Source organism: Luteimonas abyssi (assembly GCF_001482195.1).
Lineage (GTDB): Bacteria > Pseudomonadota > Gammaproteobacteria > Xanthomonadales > Xanthomonadaceae > Luteimonas > Luteimonas abyssi.
The window spans coordinates 591,710-607,819 of sequence record NZ_KQ759763.1; the positions used below are offsets into that span (position 1 = coordinate 591,710).

10 protein-coding genes are annotated in these 16,110 nt (G+C 66.6%); all 10 read left to right on the forward strand.

Annotated features, from left to right (window positions below):
- Positions 1-119 precede the first annotated feature (119 nt).
- The 10 genes from RG19_RS02350 to RG19_RS02395 all read left to right on the forward strand — a co-directional run bounded on the left by RG19_RS02350 (position 120) and on the right by RG19_RS02395 (position 15,880).
- Positions 120-1,496 (forward strand): pyridoxal-phosphate dependent enzyme, encoded by a 1,377-nt coding sequence (locus RG19_RS02350; protein WP_058833859.1) that lies wholly within the window; start codon positions 120-122, stop codon positions 1,494-1,496.
- A 103-nt stretch (positions 1,497-1,599) separates the two neighbouring features.
- Entirely contained in the window at positions 1,600-2,787 is a 1,188-nt protein-coding gene (locus tag RG19_RS02355; protein WP_058833860.1) for a cystathionine gamma-synthase, read from the forward strand.
- A 364-nt stretch (positions 2,788-3,151) separates the two neighbouring features.
- The gene (locus RG19_RS02360; protein WP_162267042.1) at positions 3,152-4,225 is read left to right on the forward strand and encodes a glycosyltransferase family 4 protein; all 1,074 of its coding nucleotides are present in this window, start codon (positions 3,152-3,154) and stop codon (positions 4,223-4,225) included.
- A gap of 40 nt (positions 4,226-4,265) precedes the next feature.
- Positions 4,266-5,060, forward strand: coding sequence for an ABC transporter permease (locus RG19_RS02365; RefSeq protein WP_058833862.1), 795 nt, complete (start codon positions 4,266-4,268; stop codon positions 5,058-5,060).
- Positions 5,061-5,128: 68 nt separating this feature from the next.
- Complete coding sequence (locus RG19_RS02370; protein WP_425599681.1) at positions 5,129-6,280, forward strand: ABC transporter ATP-binding protein; 1,152 nt, start codon at positions 5,129-5,131, stop codon at positions 6,278-6,280.
- Positions 6,178-7,878 carry an FkbM family methyltransferase gene (locus RG19_RS02375; RefSeq protein WP_157515138.1) on the forward strand — a complete coding sequence of 567 codons (1,701 nt, stop codon included), beginning with the start codon at positions 6,178-6,180 and terminating at the stop codon, positions 7,876-7,878. The genes RG19_RS02370 and RG19_RS02375 overlap by 103 nt, the downstream gene beginning before the upstream one ends.
- On the forward strand, positions 7,878-11,366 hold the full coding sequence (locus tag RG19_RS02380; RefSeq protein ID WP_058833865.1) for a glycosyltransferase family 4 protein: 3,489 nt from the start codon (positions 7,878-7,880) through the stop codon (positions 11,364-11,366). Before RG19_RS02375 ends, RG19_RS02380 begins: the two co-directional genes overlap by 1 nt.
- Positions 11,366-13,927, forward strand: coding sequence for a glycosyltransferase family 4 protein (locus tag RG19_RS02385; protein ID WP_058833866.1), 2,562 nt, complete (start codon positions 11,366-11,368; stop codon positions 13,925-13,927). Before RG19_RS02380 ends, RG19_RS02385 begins: the two co-directional genes overlap by 1 nt.
- Positions 13,924-14,958 carry a GDP-mannose 4,6-dehydratase gene (gene gmd, locus RG19_RS02390; protein ID WP_058833867.1) on the forward strand — a complete coding sequence of 345 codons (1,035 nt, stop codon included), beginning with the start codon at positions 13,924-13,926 and terminating at the stop codon, positions 14,956-14,958. The genes RG19_RS02385 and gmd overlap by 4 nt, the downstream gene beginning before the upstream one ends.
- Complete coding sequence (locus RG19_RS02395) at positions 14,936-15,880, forward strand: NAD-dependent epimerase/dehydratase family protein (protein WP_202905309.1); 945 nt, start codon at positions 14,936-14,938, stop codon at positions 15,878-15,880. Before gmd ends, RG19_RS02395 begins: the two co-directional genes overlap by 23 nt.
- The last annotated feature ends 230 nt before the right edge of the window (positions 15,881-16,110 follow it).

Below are 16,110 nucleotides of genomic sequence, written 5' to 3' on the forward strand. Positions count from 1 at the left end.
CTGACGCTCCCTTTCCATCCGCGGATGTCGCCGGCCTCCTCGTCGGCCGGCGGCATCCGCGGGGAATCCGGCGGGCTGGGATGCGATAATCGCGGGTCCGATCGAACACCGGTTGCCCCATGCCGATCCACGACTCCGTCCTCGACCTCATTGCCGACACCCCGATCGTGCGCGCGCAGCGCCTGGACACCGGGGTGTGCGAGCTCTATCTCAAGCTGGAGAGCCAGAATCCGGGCGGGTCGATCAAGGATCGCATCGGTCTGTCGATGATCGAGGCAGCGGAGGCGCGCGGCGACATCCGTCCCGGCGACACCCTGATCGAGGGCACGGCCGGCAATACTGGTATCGGGTTGGCGCTGGTCGCGCAGCAGAAGGGCTATCGCCTGATGCTGGTGGTGCCCGACAAGATGAGTCGGGAGAAGATCTTCAACCTGAAGGCGATGGGGGCCGAGGTCGTGTTGACCCGTTCCGATGTCGCCAAGGGACACCCCGAGTACTACCAGGACCTGGCGGCCCGGCTCGCCGACGAGACCCCTGGCGCGTACTTCATCAACCAGTTCGGCAACCCCGACAACCCGGCCGCGCACGAGCACGGCACCGGCCCGGAGATCCTGCGGCAGATGGCCGAGGCGGGCGGGCTCGATGCGATCGTGTTCGGTTGCGGCAGCTCCGGCACGATGACCGGGCTGTCGCGGCACTTCGCCGAGCACGCGCCGGACGTGGAGTTGATCCTGGCCGACCCGGTCGGGTCGATCCTGACCGAGTACATCAACGAGGGCACGCTCAGCGACAAGTCCGCGAGCTGGATGGTCGAGGGAATCGGCGAGGACTTCCTGCCGTCGATCTCCGACTTCTCGCGGGTGAAGAAGGCCTACGCCATCCCCGACCAGGAGAGTTTCCTCGCCGCGCGCGAACTGCTGCGCACCGAGGGCGTGCTCGGCGGATCCTCGACCGGGACGCTGCTGGCCGCGGCGTTGCGCTACTGCCGCGAGCAGACCACGCCGAAGAAGGTGCTGGTGTTCGTGTGCGACACCGGCAACAAGTACCTGTCGAAGATGTACAACGACTACTGGATGCTGGACAACGGCTTCCTCGAGCGTGAGCAGCACGGCGACCTGCGCGACCTGATCCTGCGCCCGTACAGCCTGCGCGACACCGTGGTGGTCGCCCCCGGCGATGCGCTGATCACCGCGTACCAGCGCATGAAGCTCTACGATGTGTCGCAGCTGCCGGTGATGGAAGACGAGCGCCTGGTCGGCATCGTCGATGAATCCGACGTGCTGCTGCACGTGTATGGCGACGAGGCCCGTTTCCGCGACCCGGTCTCCACCGCGATGGTGAGCAAGCTGGATCGGCTGGACGTCAAATCGCCGATCGAGGCGCTGCTGCCGGTGTTCGACCGGGGCCAGGTCGCGATCGTCGTCGACGGCGAGCGGTTCCTGGGCCTGATCACCCGGATCGACCTCCTCAATTACCTGCGGCGAAGGGTGCAGTGACGGCGGGCCCGGCCTGTCGGGCGCAGCGCTGCTGAAGCGGCGCTCGGTCCAACGGCTCGTTCATTCGCCACTGCTAGAATCCCGCCACTTTTCCGGAGCTTCCATGTCCGCTTCCTCCCCCGCACGCGGCGATCGCGCGCTGTCGCTGGCGACCCTGGCCATTCACGGCGGCCAGCGCCCAGACCCCTCGACGGGGGCCGTGATGCCGCCGATCTATGCGACGTCCACCTACGCCCAGTCGAGCCCCGGCGAGCACCAGGGCTTCGAGTACTCGCGGACCCACAACCCGACCCGCTTCGCCTACGAGCGCTGCGTGGCGGCGCTGGAGGGCGGCAGCCGCGGCTTCGCCTTCGCTTCGGGCATGGCCGCGACCGCCACCGTGCTGGAACTGCTGGACGCCGGTAGCCACGTGATCGCGATGGACGACGTCTACGGCGGTACTTACCGCCTGTTCGAGCGCGTCCGCCGCCGCACCGCCGGCTTGCAGGTGAGCTGGGTGGACCTGAGCGACCCGGCCGCGTTCGAGGCCGCGATCCGCCCCGATACCCGGATGGTCTGGATCGAGACCCCGACCAACCCGATGCTCAAGCTGGTCGACATCGCCCGGATCGCGGAGATCGCCCGCAAGCATGGCCTGCTGGTCCTGGTCGACAACACCTTCGCCTCGCCGATCCTGCAGCGCCCGCTGGATCTCGGCGCGCACCTGGTGCTGCACTCGGCGACCAAATACCTCAATGGCCACTCCGACATGGTCGGCGGCATGGTCGTCGCCGGCGACGACGCCGAGCTCGGCGAGCAGCTCGCCTTCCTGCAGAACTCCGCCGGGGCCGTGCAGGGGCCGTTCGACAGCTTCCTGGCCCTGCGCGGGCTCAAGACCCTGCCGTTGCGCATGCGCGCCCATTGCGAGAACGCCCAGGCCATCGCCGAGTTCCTGGCCGGACACGACGCGGTGGAGCGGGTGATTTACCCCGGCCTGGCCTCCCATCCCCAGCACGATCTGGCGAAGCGGCAGATGTCCGGCTTCGGCGGCATCGTCTCGGTGCGGATCAAGGGCGGCTACGAGGCCGCGAAGCGCTTCTGCGAGCGCACCGAATTGTTCACCCTGGCCGAATCGCTGGGCGGCGTGGAGAGCCTGGTCAACCACCCCGCGGTGATGACGCACGCGTCGGTGCCGGTGGAGCGGCGGGCGGCGTTGGGGATCGCGGACGACTTGGTGCGGTTGAGTGTTGGGGTGGAGGATGTTGGGGATCTCCAGAGCGATGTAGCGTCCGCGCTTTCGACTCGTAACTGACCGCCCTCGCCCCCTGTCTGCCCTGGAAGTTGTCGCCGTGACCCGCAAGTCATCTTTCAAGCTCACCGCCATGGCGTGGCTGGGCCGGGCACGTCGAATGCCTGGGCTGTCATGGATGGCTGCGCGGCTCCCGAGTGTCGTACGCCGACGCCTCGCTTCGGGGCGCCTTGCTTGGGTGAGGGACTTGGTCGCGTTTCCTCCATTACCTCCGGCTGCGTCGAGGCTACTTGTTCCTCAGCCCGGTTCGGCACTAAACCCTTTGGGTGGGGGCAAGGTCGGGGCAAACGCGTTTGCGTTTCTGCGTGGGCAGTTTGGGCTCGGCGAAAGTGCGAGGCTCTATGTCGAGGCCTTGTTGGCGTCCGGCATGCCTTTGACGTTGCATGATGTCGGTCTGCAGATTCCGCATGAGCAGGAGGACAGACAATTCGAGCATCTACTGGCACTTACGGCACCGTCTCCGGTCGATATCGTTTTCGTCAATCCCGATCTTTTCGAACAGGCTCTGAGGAATGTGGCCAAACTTCGCAAGGAGCCGGCCTCGCGCTATATCGTGGCGGTCTGGTTCTGGGAGTTGGAGACGGTCCCAGAGGCATGGCGGCATGTGATCCAGCAGGTAGACGAGATCGTAGTCGCTTCTTCATTCGTGGAACGTGCATTTCGTGGCGCTACCGACAAGCCCGTTACACGCGTACCACTTCCGCTAGGCGTTGTGGCTGATAGCGGACTGGGGCGCGATGCTTTCGGGATCGCACCGGATGCTTTCGTTTTTCTTACCAGTTTCGATTTCAACTCATCCATAGACCGGAAGAATCCAGCCGATGTAATTGCTGCATTTCGGCGTGCGTTCCCGGAGGAGCGGCGGGATGTCAGATTGCTCATCAAGACGAGTAACGGCCAGCGCCATGAGGAAAAACTCGTCGAGCTGCTAGAGTGCACCAAGCAAGATTCGCGCATTATTGTCCGCGATGGCGTGCTGGAACGAGATCACATGCACGCGCTGCAACGTTGCTGTGACGCCTATGTCTCGCTTCATCGAGCGGAGGGATTTGGTCTCGGGATGGCGGAAAGCATGGCGATCGGCAAGCCTGTGATCGCCACCGGATGGTCTGGGAATCTCGAATTCATGACCTCCGAGAACAGTTGGTTGGTTGGCTACGACCTGGTTCCGGTCCCTTCGGGCGCTTATCCCTCCGCAGAGGGGCAGCGATGGGCACAGCCCTCGATCGAGCAAGCGAGCCGCTGTATGCAGGAGGTCGCAGACGATGCCGCGTTGAGAGCGTATCGAAGTGCGCGCGGCAAAGACGACGTGCTTCGATCCCTCTGTCCGAAGACGGCAGCGGCAATCTTCAATGCTCGGATCTTCGCTGCCTCCGCACATGTTACGGATCGGCCGAATGACAAAGCGGGCATGCTCGAAAACGCGGCCTCGAATAGCTGATGTTGAGCGGCTTACTTAGTTACCTTATCTGGGTCAAATTATGAATTCATGGGCGATCGCGCTTTATCGGTATCGGCACTTCGTGACGTCTTCTATCGTGAATGACATCAAGAGCCGATTTGCCCGCAGCCGGCTGGGTGCACTCTGGGTCATTCTGCAGCCGCTTGCGCAGGTGGCGATCTTCGCGATCGTACTCTCGGAGGTGCTCATGGCCAGGTTGCCAGGCATCGAGAGTAAATTCGGATTCGCGATCTATCTGACAGCAGGCCTGATGGCGTGGTCGTTGTTCTCCGAAATTGTGTTGCGATCATCCACGGTGTTCATCGACAACGCCAACCTGCTCAAGAAGATCTCGTTCCCACGCATCTGTCTACCCGTCGTTGTAGCGGGGACGGCATTGGTGAACAACGCCATGTTGTTCTTGGCGATTCTGGTTGTGTTCGCGCTGCTCGGCCACTGGGCTGGCGTCGCCATCGCATACCTGCCTCTGCTGGTTCTCGTCACCACTCTGTTCGCAGTGGGTTTGGGATTGTTTCTGGGTGTTCTCAACGTCTTCGTACGTGATGTCGGCCAAGTGACCGGCGTTGTAATCCAACTGTGGTTCTGGCTGACTCCGATTGTCTATCCTGCAAACATCATTCCGGAGCAGTTTCGTGCAATCGTGGCGCTTAATCCAATGACTCACGTCGTGGCTGGCTATCAGAACGTCCTTCTCAGAAACGAGGCGCCCGATCTTCAGAGTCTTCTCGTGCCGCTTGGACTTTCATTTGTATTGATGTTTGTAGCGTTTTTACTATTTAGGCGTGCTTCGGCGGAAATGGTGGACGTACTATGAGCGAGGTCATTCTGAGTGTGGAGTCCGTTGGAAAGTCGTTCCGCCAGTATGGATCCGAGCTTCAACGCATGGCGAACTGGTTCGGCCTGCGGATAGGTCAGGTGGATGAGCACTGGGTGTTGCGACATATCTCGTTCCAACTGCGCCGGGGCGAGGCTGTTGGAATCGTCGGGGAAAACGGCGCGGGAAAGAGCACGCTGTTGAAGCTCATCGTCGGTACGATGCGGCCGACGGAAGGCCGCGTGTCCAGTCAGTGCCGCATCAGCGCAATTCTAGAGCTGGGTATGGGGTTCAATCCAGACCTCAGCGGGAGGGAGAACGTACGGCATTCCGCGGGGCTCATGGGCTACCAACCCGCTCAGATCGATGGCGCCATGGCGGGAATCGAGGAATTTGCCGAGATCGGCGAATACTTCGATGAGCCCGTGCGTATCTATTCGACAGGTATGCAGATGCGGGTCGCATTTGCGGTGGCCACAGCGTTTCGCCCCGATGTCCTGATCGTCGACGAGGCGCTGTCCGTGGGCGACGCCTACTTTCAGCACAAGAGTTTCGACCGGATCAGGCAGTTCCAGCGCGAAGGCACATCTTTACTGATTGTGTCCCATGACAAGGCAGCGGTGCAGGGGTTGTGCAGTCGGGCGATCCTGCTCGACGGCGGGCACATCGTGAAGGATGGGTCGCCGGAAGAGGTCATGGATCTCTACAACGCACTCATCGCCGAGCATGAGAACAGGACCATCCGTGTGGAGAACGCAGGTGGGCGCGTGCAGACGAGGTCCGGTACCGGTGAGGTGGTGGTTGACCGCATCGAGCTGCTCAACGGCGCAGGCGAACCGGTTGAATTTGTAGGCGTGGGCGACAAAGTGCGCCTACGTGTGCGCGCGGTGGCAAATTCCTCGATTCCTCGACTCGTATTCGGCTACATGATCAAGGATCGGCTGGGTCAGTCGATCTACGGGACCAACACCCATCATACCGAGCAGGCGATCGAGGGGCTGCCGGAGGGCGCGGCGGTCGAGTTCCTAGTCGACTTCGATGTGATCATCGGACCGGGTAGCTATTCCGTCTCCACGGCGCTTGTGAGCACCGAGACCCATCTCGTGAACAATTACGAGTGGCGCGATCTCGCGTTGGTGTTCACCGTCGTCAACATGAACCATCCATTTTTCATCGGCAGCACATGGATGCAGCCGCGCATCTCGGTGCAGAGATCATGAGTTTCATCAGCTATGCGCAGAATTTCGAAGACGTGATGTTGCACCGCGCTCTCGGTCACATCGAGAGCGGTTTCTACGTCGATGTGGGCGCGCAGCATGCGGTGCGCGACTCCGTGACCGCCGCGTTCTACGAGCGTGGTTGGCAGGGCATCAACATCGAGCCTGTGCCTAAGTGGGCTCGAATGCTGCGTCGACTGCGTCCTCGGGATATCAATCTTGAGTTGGCCATCCATCCCACGGCGGACGCCATCGAAATCCACGAAGTGCCCGGCGGCCTGTCGACCAGCGTCACGCGTTACGCGGAGAGGTATCGCGACGAGGGCCTCCCTGTCCGTCCGCGGCAGGTGGCGGCCCGGCGGCTGGACGACGTGCTAGCGGCGCATGCCGGGAAGGACATCCATTTCCTGAAGATCGACGTGGAAGGTGCGGAACCGCAAGTGCTGGAAAGCCTCTCGCTGGAGGTGCACCGACCTTGGATCCTGGTCATCGAGGCCACGCGACCCGGGACACCAGATGTCGTCGCCGGGGAGTGGGAGCACCTGGTGACGCAAGCGCGCTACCGCCGTGTGTACTGGGACGGCCTCAACGTGTTCTACGTGGCCGAGGAGCGTATGGCACTGGCACCTGCATTCTCGCGCCCGCCCAATGTTTTCGACCAGGTGCAGCTGGCCGAGACGGTGCGCACGATCACCCGCTTCGCCCGCCGCGCCCACATCGTCCATCGGCGGGCGCACGAGGCCGCGCAGCGGCTGTTCGAGTCGGAGCAGCAGCGCGGTGACATGGCCTCGCGCGTCGCGGCGCTCGAGCAGGCGGCTTCGCGCGTCCCTGCGCTGGAGCGCGACGTCGCGCGGATCGCCGGGCTGGAGCAGGAGGTCGCCCGGATCCCCGGACTCGAGCAGGACGTGGCGAAGATCGCTGGACTGGAACAGGAGGCTGCACGGATTCCGGGACTGGAGCAGGAGCTCGCGCGGATCCCGGGGCTGGAACGGGAGGTCGCGCGGATCGCGGGACTCGAACAGGACGTGGCGCGGATCAAGGGGCTCGAAGACGAGATTGCGCGTCTGCAGGCGGTGGAGCTTCAAGCGCGGCAGACGCTGGACCGGATGGCCGTGCGCGAGGAGCAGAACCGTGTGCTTGAGGCGTGGGCGTTCGAACTTGAGCAGCAGGGACGGCGTGGCGTCGCGATGCGTCGCCAGCTCAATGGCGAGCTTGGGCCTCTGCGGGCCCAGGCCGCGCGTGCCGGCGAACTCGAGCAAGAACTGGCGGCGATCCGCGGCTCGTCCTCATGGCTGGTCACCGCGCCGCTGCGACTGGCGACCAGCGTCGCCCGCCACGAGATTCCGCCGCGCGAGGCCGCCAGGCGGATCGCGCGTGGCAGCGTGCGCGCGCTCTGGGTGCGCATTCGCCACCGGACCCAGCTCGCGCAGCGCCTGCAGCGCATCGTCGCGGTCCAACCGCGGCTGCACGCGTGGCTGCAGCGAGCGGCGACACACGGTGAGCCGACGCCTGTCGACGTGCCGGCGCCGGCGATGATGGGCGTCCGGGCACGCGCGGTCTTCGATGCGCTCTCGGGCAAGCGCGCGTCGGAGCAGCCCTGATGCGCATCGTCGTCGACCTCCAGGCCTGCCAGTTCAACGGCCGCTTCCGCGGTATCGGCCGGTACTCGCTCAACCTATTCGAGCACATGCTCGATGTCGCGGGGTCGCACGAGATCATCGTGTGCCTCAACGAGATCGCCGGCGACGGCGGGGTCTATCCGCTGGTCGAGCGCCTGAGCCGGCGCATGCCGCGCGAGCACATCCGGACGTGGGCGTCGATGCCCGGCATCGCGACGACCCACGATCGGAAGGAGGCGCGTGTCCGGCAACGCCACGCCTGCCTGTTGCGCGATGCCTACCTGGCCAGCTTGAAACCGGACGTCATCCACACGGCGAGCCTGTTCGAGGGCTTCGGCGACGACACCGCGGTGCGCATCGCCAGTCCCGAAGGGCTGGCATCGCGTACCGCGGTGACGCTCTACGATCTGATCCCGCTGGTGAGACCGGCGGAGTATCTGCAGCATCCCCTGATCGAACGCTGGTACCGCGAGCGGATCGAGGATCTCCGTGCGGCGGGCATGCTGCTGGCGATCAGCGAGGCGTCGCGCAACGAAGCGATCGAGCACCTCGGTGCCGCACCCGACGACGTCGCCATGATCTCCTCGGGCGTGGACCCCGTGTTCTCGCCCTGGCGGGGGACCGTGTCGGAGGTCGCCGCGTTCCGGCGGAGATTCGGGCTCAGCGAGTGTTTCGCGCTCTACACCGGCGGATTCGACTCGCGCAAGAACCTGGCGCGCCTGGTGCGCGCGTGGGCGAAGGTCACGCGGCCGGAAGGCGCACAGTTGGTCTTCGCCGGCCTCGGTGAGCCGACGGCCGTCGGCGAGCTGAAGGCCATCGCTGCGGCCGCAGGCTTGCCGGAAGGGGCCCTGAACTTCGTCGGGTACGTGTCCGACGAGGATCTGGTCCGGCTCTACAGCGTGACGTCGGTCTTCGCCTTTCCCTCGTTCCACGAAGGCTTTGGCCTGCCGATCCTGGAGGCGATGGCCTGCGGCGCGCCCGTCGTCGCGGCGAACGCGACATCCCTGCCGGAGGTGGTCGGCCTGGATGAGGCGCTGTTCGATCCGATGTCCGAGGCGTCGATCGCGGAAAAACTCGACCGCGTGCTCAACGATCCGGCCATGGCTGAGCGTCTGCGCCGCCATGCCGGCACGCAGAGCCGCAGGTTTTCCTGGGAACGCAGCGCACGCAGCACCCTCACGGCACTGGAGGCCCTGCATGCCCGGCAGGCGCCCAGGCGCTTCCGGGTGACCCGTATCGAGCACGCCGCCGATGCAGACACGGCGCGGTTGGACGCGCTCGCGCGCGCTTCGTCCGTGCAGCCCGCCGTGGCCGATGCACACGGCAGCGGCGAGATCGCACTGGTCATCGCCGAGGAGGGGGCAGACGACACCACCAGCACGACGCTCGTCGTCGACGGTGCGCGCTGGGAAGAGCCGCCGGCCGATCCCGCCGCGCTCTACGCGACCCACGGCTATGCGTTCGCCCTCGCACGGCATGCCGGCAAACGCCTCGATCCCGCGCCGCCGGCGGCCTGGGTGCCGCCGCCGGGCACGGCGGGGGTGGGCGTGGACGCGATCGCGGCGCGCAGGATCGCGCTTTCGCGCGACGACATCCGCTGGCCGAGCGACTGGCGCATCCTGCCCACCGGGACAGCTGATGCGTTCGCCACCGGTGCGCTCGCGCTGGCGTTCGAGGCGCACGCGTCCGGATCGGCCGTGCTGCTGCAGCGACTCGTCGCGCGGGTGAATGCACTGCCCGACGAGGCGCAATGCGATGAAGCCGATCTCCAGGTCTTCGCCAAGGCTGCGGCGAACAATCACGCCACCAGCCTGCACGCCAGGCAGATCCTGGTCGACGTGTCCGAACTGGTGCACCAGGACCAGGCCACCGGTATCCAGCGCGTGGTGCGCCGTGTGCTGTCGGCGCTGCTCGACCGGCGCATGCCGGGCACGCGGGTCGAGCCGGTGTACTTCGCCGCCGACGGGCAGTACCGCTATGCCGCCGCATTCACCGCCCGCTTCCTCGGGTTTGAAGGTCCATTGCGCGGCGATGATCCGATCGACTACGCGCGCGGCGATCTCTTCCTCGGCCTGGACCTGGCGCAGCAGTGCGTCATCCGTTCCGCCGCGTGGTTCGAGCGCCTGCGGGCGGGCGGGGTCGAGGTCCACTTCGTCATCTACGACCTGCTGCCCTGGCTGCGTTCGGAGTTCTTCCATCCCGGCGCCCGGCCCAATTTCGAGGGCTGGTTGCGCGCGCTGGCCGCGGTCGCCGACGGCGTGATCTGCATCTCGCGCGCGGTGGCCGACGAGTTCATCGCGAACCTCGAAGCCCTGGTCGAGCCCTCGGCACCGAACAGGACGCCGCTCAAGATCGGTTTCTTCCACCTCGGCGCCGACCTCGATGCGGACGTGTCGCGCAGGGCGATCACGGCCGCCGAATCGGAGATGGCCGCCGCGATCCCCGGCGAGGTGCCGGTCGTGCTGATGGTGTCCACGCTGGAGCCGCGAAAGGGCTACCAGCAGGCGCTGGACGCGTTCGACGTGCTGTGGCGGGACGGCGAGGACGTGGTGCTGACCATCGTCGGCAAGCGCGGCTGGATGTTCGATGCGTTCGCCGAGAGGCTGCGCTCGCACCCGCAATGGATGCGCCGCCTGTTCTGGTTCGAGGCGGCGAGCGACGGCCTGCTGCAGTCCCTGTACGTGCGTGCGGACGTCCTGCTCGCGGCGTCGGAAGGCGAGGGCTTCGGCCTGCCGCTGATCGAGGCCGCGCAGCTGGGCGTGCCGCTGTTGTGCCGCGACATTCCCGTGTTCCGGGAAGTGGCGGGGGCGCACGCGGCCTACTTCACCGCCGATTCCGGGGCGCAGATGGCCCGCGCCATCCACGAATGGCTGGGCGCATCGACCCGAGGCGAGGTTCCGCTGGCCAGCGGCCTGCCGTGGGAGACCTGGCAGTCCAGCACGCAGCAGTTGCTCGACGTGGTGCTGCACGGGAACTGGTATGCGCACTGGAACGCGGGCAATCGCTGGGTCCTGCCCGCGTTCTGCACGCGGTTCGGCACCCAGGTCGGTGCGTTGCAGCGGTCGGGCCTCGGCACCACGGGCGAAGCCGGGCTGTTGCTGCACGGGCCCTACATCCGCGTCGTGGAAGGGCGGCACCGGCTGCTGATGGACGGCCGGCACGTCACCGCGCACGGCTCGTCGGCCTGGGCCGAGGTCGTGCACAGCCGGGGACAGGCGCAGGTCGCCCGGTTCGACCTCGCCGGGCAGACGGTCGAAGGGCCGCTGCTGGACGTGGAGTTCGTGCTCGACGACGACGTGCACGACTTGGAAGTGAGGATCTGGGTGGGCGAGGGCGATGCGTTGTGGATGTCCCGGATCGTGATCGAGCGATGCGACGCGACCGTCGTCGCGTCGGTGCGCTACGGCGAGGACCGGCGCTGGCGTCCCTCGACGACGCTCGAACGGCCCGTGACCGCAGGAGCGTCGTGATGGATGTGTTGATCAGCGTGCGTCGCGCGGGTGCCGACGTGGACCAGGGTGCGATGGCGCGCGCCGGCGAGATCGTCTCGCGCGTGTACGAGACTTTCGCCGGACAGGGATCACGCCTGGGCGCGGTCTTCGATGCGTCGCTCGGTGCGGACATCGAACGCCTGCGCCTGATGCTGGCCGCCGTTCCGGCATCCAGGACCCGGGTCTGGGGACGCGATGCGGGGGAGGGCGGCGACGATGCGTCCACCGGCCCGGAGATCCGGCGGCTGCGCTGGCAACGCTGCGTGGCGGAACGCGAACCGCAGGTCGTGGTCGACGTGTGCCTCGGAGCGTGCGACGAGACGCAGCAAGACGGCGCGCTCGGCGGCCTGTCCACCCTGCTGCCCTTCGCCGCGATGCATCCCCGCGAGGCGATGGCGGGGGTGGACGTGACCGCGCATGCGGTGTCCCGGGAGGGGCTGGCTGTACTGGTGGCCAACGGTTGGGCGACGCTGGCGCAGCCGTCGGACGCGTCGGTCGAGTCGCTGCGGGCAGCGACGGGGCCCGACGGAGCCCTGCCCGCGCCGAGGTCGGCGCGAGGCGATGCCGTGTACCGCATCGGTGGATCGGACGCCGCCGGTCTCGACGCCACGATGCGTCAGCTGCTCCGGGGCGGGGGGCACGTCGTCGACGAGGGCGCGGACCTGGGCGCCTTGATGTCCGAGCTTTCGCTCGAGACGACCCTGCGGCTCGCGCACGCCGCCGGCGGCTACGGCCTCTTGCGGCGGGTCCAGCAGGGCGAACCGTTGCCGCACCCGGATGTCCTGGGATGGCTTCACGGCGTCGCACGTGGTGGACGCGTGGTGACCGACGCCGATCCCTGGTACGTCGTGCGTCGCGACCTCGATGCGCAGGTCGATCGCCTGTGCGCGTCCGGTGCCGGCGCGCCGGACGATCGCGACCTGCGCGACGATGTCGCGCAGGTCGGGGCCGGTGAGAGCCGGATCCTGGTCGACATCTCCGCACTGGCCAAGTTCGACGCGAAGAGCGGGATCCAGCGCGTCGTCCGCAACGTGCTCAGGCATCTGGAGACGCTGCTGGCGGCCGAGGCCCAGGCCCGGATCGTGCCGATTGCCTTCCTTGACGACGGCCGTTGCCGCCAGGCGGCGAGATTCTACGCGCGCTTCATGGACCTGCCCTACGACATTCCCGACGACGACGTCGTTGTGCCGCGTCCGGGTGACGTGTTCCTCGGCCTGGACCTCTCAGCGCACATCGTGCCCCGCTACCGTGAACGGTTCGAATGGATGCGCCGGCTGGGCATTCCGATCCACTTCGTCGTGTACGACCTGCTGCCGCTGCAGCGGCCGGAAGCCTTCGACCCCCGTGTCGTCGATCTGTTCCGGGCGTGGTACGCGGCGGTCGCCGACCTGGCCGACGGGGTGTTGTGCATCTCCAGGGCCGTGGCCGACGAGTTCGTCACGTGGCTGGACGAGTACGCGCCCAGGCGCGCGACGCCGATCGATGTCGGTTACTTCCACCTGGGCGCGGACATCCTGTCCGGCGACGCGCCGGCCGAGGCCGGGCCAGCCCCCTTCGACGGCCGCGACTACGCGCTGATGGTGTCCACACTCGAACCTAGGAAGGGCTACGTCCAGGCCCTCGACGCGTTCGAGCTGCTGTGGGCCGACGGCGAGGACCTCGCCTTGGTGATCGTGGGCAAGCAGGGCTGGCTCATGGCGGGCTTCGTCGAGCGCCTGAACACCCATCCCGAGCTGGGACGCCGCCTGCACTGGTTCGCGGGCATCGACGATGCGGCGCTGGTGAACCTCTACCGGCATGCATCGTTCCTGTTGTCCGCCTCGGAAGGCGAGGGGTTCGGCCTGCCGCTGATAGAGGCGTCCCAATACGGCGTGCCGGTGGTGTGCCGGGATCTTCCGGTCTTCAAGGAGATCGCGGGTGATGCCGCTTTCTACTTCTCCGGGTACACGCCCGAAGCGCTGGCCGATGCCCTGCGCGCCTGGCGCTCGGGTGGCGACACCCGCGGCACCGGCACGATCGCCTGGAAAACGTGGTCCGAATCCAGCGCCGAGTTCGTGGCCGCGTTGATCGCGCACCGACCGTACCGACGCTGGACGCGGACGAGCGACCGTCGCATCTTCAGCGGCTACAATGCTCGCCTCATCACCGTCGCAGGCGAGCGCTCGCGGGGCGACATCGTCACCGCCGGGCGAGCGGGCATTCTGCTGTACGGACCGTACGAGCCGCTCCACGCCGGCCGTCACCGGCTCCGGGTGTCGGGCGACATGGACGCCTGCCCGGCGCAGGGTGTGGGATTCGACATCGTCGCCGACCAGGGGCGGCTCGAGATAGCCGTTTGGTCGGTGTCCGCCTCGCACGACGGCGTCCTCTCGGACACCCTGTTCGACGTGCCCCGCGACGTGAGCGATCTCGAAGTGAGGATCGTGGTGGACGCCAGCCACCGCGTTCGTGTATCGAAGCTGGAAATCATTCCCGACGCGGTGCCCGCACCGGTCGAAAGCCATTCAATTTCAGGGAATTCTGAGGAGCCCAATCGATGAAGACCGCGGTAATCACCGGAATTTCCGGCCAGGACGGCGCCTACCTTGCCCAGCTGCTGCTGGACAAGGGCTACCGCGTCTACGGCACCTACCGACGCACGAGTTCCGTCAACTTCTGGCGGATCGAGGAACTCGGCGTCGCGCAGGCCGAGAACCTTCACCTCGTGGAGTACGACCTGACCGACCTGGGCTCGGCGATCCGCCTTCTCGAGAGCACCGGTGCGACCGAGGTCTACAACCTCGCCGCCCAGAGCTTCGTCGGCGTCTCGTTCGACCAGCCGGCGACGACGGCGCAGATCACCGGCATCGGTGCGGTGCACCTGCTCGAGGCGATCCGGATCGTCAATCCCAAGATCCGTTTCTACCAGGCGTCGACGTCGGAGATGTTCGGCAAGGTGCAGGCGGTGCCGCAGGTCGAGGACACGCCGTTCTATCCGCGCAGTCCGTACGGCGTCGCCAAGCTCTATGCCCACTGGATGACAGTGAACTACCGCGAGTCCTACGACATCTTCGGCAGCAGCGGCATCCTGTTCAACCACGAGAGCCCGCTGCGCGGCCGCGAGTTCGTCACCCGCAAAATCACCGACTCGGTGGCGAAGATCAAGCTCGGCCAGCTCGATGTTCTGGAGCTCGGCAACCTCGATGCCAAGCGCGACTGGGGCTTCGCCAAGGAGTACGTGGAGGGCATGTGGCGCATGCTGCAGGCCGACCAGCCGGACACGTTCGTGCTTGCGACAAACCGCACCGAGACCGTGCGCGACTTCGTGCAGATGGCGTTCCGCGGCGCCGGGATCGACGTCGAGTTCCGCGGCACGGATGTCGACGAGACCGCGGTCGATATCGGGACGGGCAAGACCGTCATGCGGATCAACCCGAAGTTCCATCGTCCGGCGGAGGTCGATCTCCTGATCGGCGACCCCGAGAAGGCGGGCCGCATCCTCGGCTGGAAGCCGGCCACCACGCTGGAGCAACTCTGCCAGATGATGGTCGAGGCCGACCTCGAGAGGAATGCGCGTGGCTTCTCCTTCTGACCTGACCGGCAAGCGCGTCCTGGTCACGGGCGCGTCCGGATTCACCGGGCGCTACGTGACTGCCGAGCTGAAGGCGCACGGCTGCCGAGTGATCGGCGTGGGTGGGCAGTCACCGCCGGCCCCCGATGCCGAGACGCCGGACGAGTTCAATGTCGTGGATCTTCGCGATCAGGCGGCGGTCGACCGCATGGTCGGCGAGGTCGCGGCGGACCACGTGGTGCATCTGGCCGCGGTGGCCTTCGTCGGGCACGGCAACGTGGACGATTTCTACCGCGTGAACTTGCTCGGCACGCGCAACCTGCTGCAGGCGCTCGCGGCTGCCGGGCACCGCCCCGAGCGGGTGCTGCTGGCGAGCAGTGCCAACGTCTACGGCAACCTCTCGTCGGGCGCCCTCGACGAATCCATGCCGCCTGCACCGGCCAACGACTACGCGGTGAGTAAGCTGGCCATGGAGCACATGGCCCACCTGTGGAGCGATCGGCTGCCGCTGACCATCACCCGTCCGTTCAACTACACGGGGGTGGGGCAGGCCGAGAACTTCCTCGTGCCGAAGATCGTCGCCCATTTCGCGCGCCGCGCACCGCAGATCGAATTGGGCAACCTGGAGGTCTCGCGCGACTTCGGCGACGTCCGGGCGGTGGCGCTCGCCTACCGCCAGTTGCTGCAGTCCGCCGACGCGGCCGGGAAGACGGTCAACGTCTGCACGGGGATCGGCCATTCGCTGGGCGACATCCTGGCGATGTGCAGTGCGTTGTCCGGGCACTCGCTCGAGGTCCGGGTGAACCCGGCCTTCGTGCGCGCCAACGAGGTGCGCGAGCTACTGGGCGACAACCGTCTGCTGCGCCGTCTCGTGTGCGACTGGGACGTGCCTCCGCTGGAAGAGACCCTGCGCTGGATGCTGACGGCCGCCGAGCGCGGCTAGGCCGCGCCGCCCGCGGCGCGCGGCAACCAGGCCGGGTCGCGGGATTCAGGTCGGGCGCATCGCATCCGACGGGCGGATCCGGGGGCTCGGCTCCGGGGCATCGATCAGCCCGACGCGGCACGCGACCGAACACCCGCGCCCGTCCTTCCACGGCACCACGCCGGCCGAGCCTGACCCTACAATACGACGCCCGCAGGTCCTGCGGGTTGCAGGCGCCGCGATCAGGCGCG

Bases quoted from the DNA above. Each gene is read 5' to 3' on its own strand.
- RG19_RS02380 (WP_058833865.1), top strand. From the start codon at position 7,878: ATGCGCATCGTCGTCGACCTCCAGGCCTGCCAGTTCAACGGCCGCTTC.
- RG19_RS02385 (WP_058833866.1), top strand. From the start codon at position 11,366: ATGGATGTGTTGATCAGCGTGCGTCGCGCGGGTGCCGACGTGGACCAG.
- gmd (WP_058833867.1), top strand. From the start codon at position 13,924: ATGAAGACCGCGGTAATCACCGGAATTTCCGGCCAGGACGGCGCCTAC.
- RG19_RS02395 (WP_202905309.1), top strand. From the start codon at position 14,936: ATGCGCGTGGCTTCTCCTTCTGACCTGACCGGCAAGCGCGTCCTGGTC.
- RG19_RS02360 (WP_162267042.1), top strand. From the start codon at position 3,152: ATGCCTTTGACGTTGCATGATGTCGGTCTGCAGATTCCGCATGAGCAG.
- RG19_RS02350 (WP_058833859.1), top strand. From the start codon at position 120: ATGCCGATCCACGACTCCGTCCTCGACCTCATTGCCGACACCCCGATC.
- RG19_RS02365 (WP_058833862.1), top strand. From the start codon at position 4,266: ATGAATTCATGGGCGATCGCGCTTTATCGGTATCGGCACTTCGTGACG.
- RG19_RS02370 (WP_425599681.1), top strand. From the start codon at position 5,129: ATGGCGAACTGGTTCGGCCTGCGGATAGGTCAGGTGGATGAGCACTGG.
- RG19_RS02355 (WP_058833860.1), top strand. From the start codon at position 1,600: ATGTCCGCTTCCTCCCCCGCACGCGGCGATCGCGCGCTGTCGCTGGCG.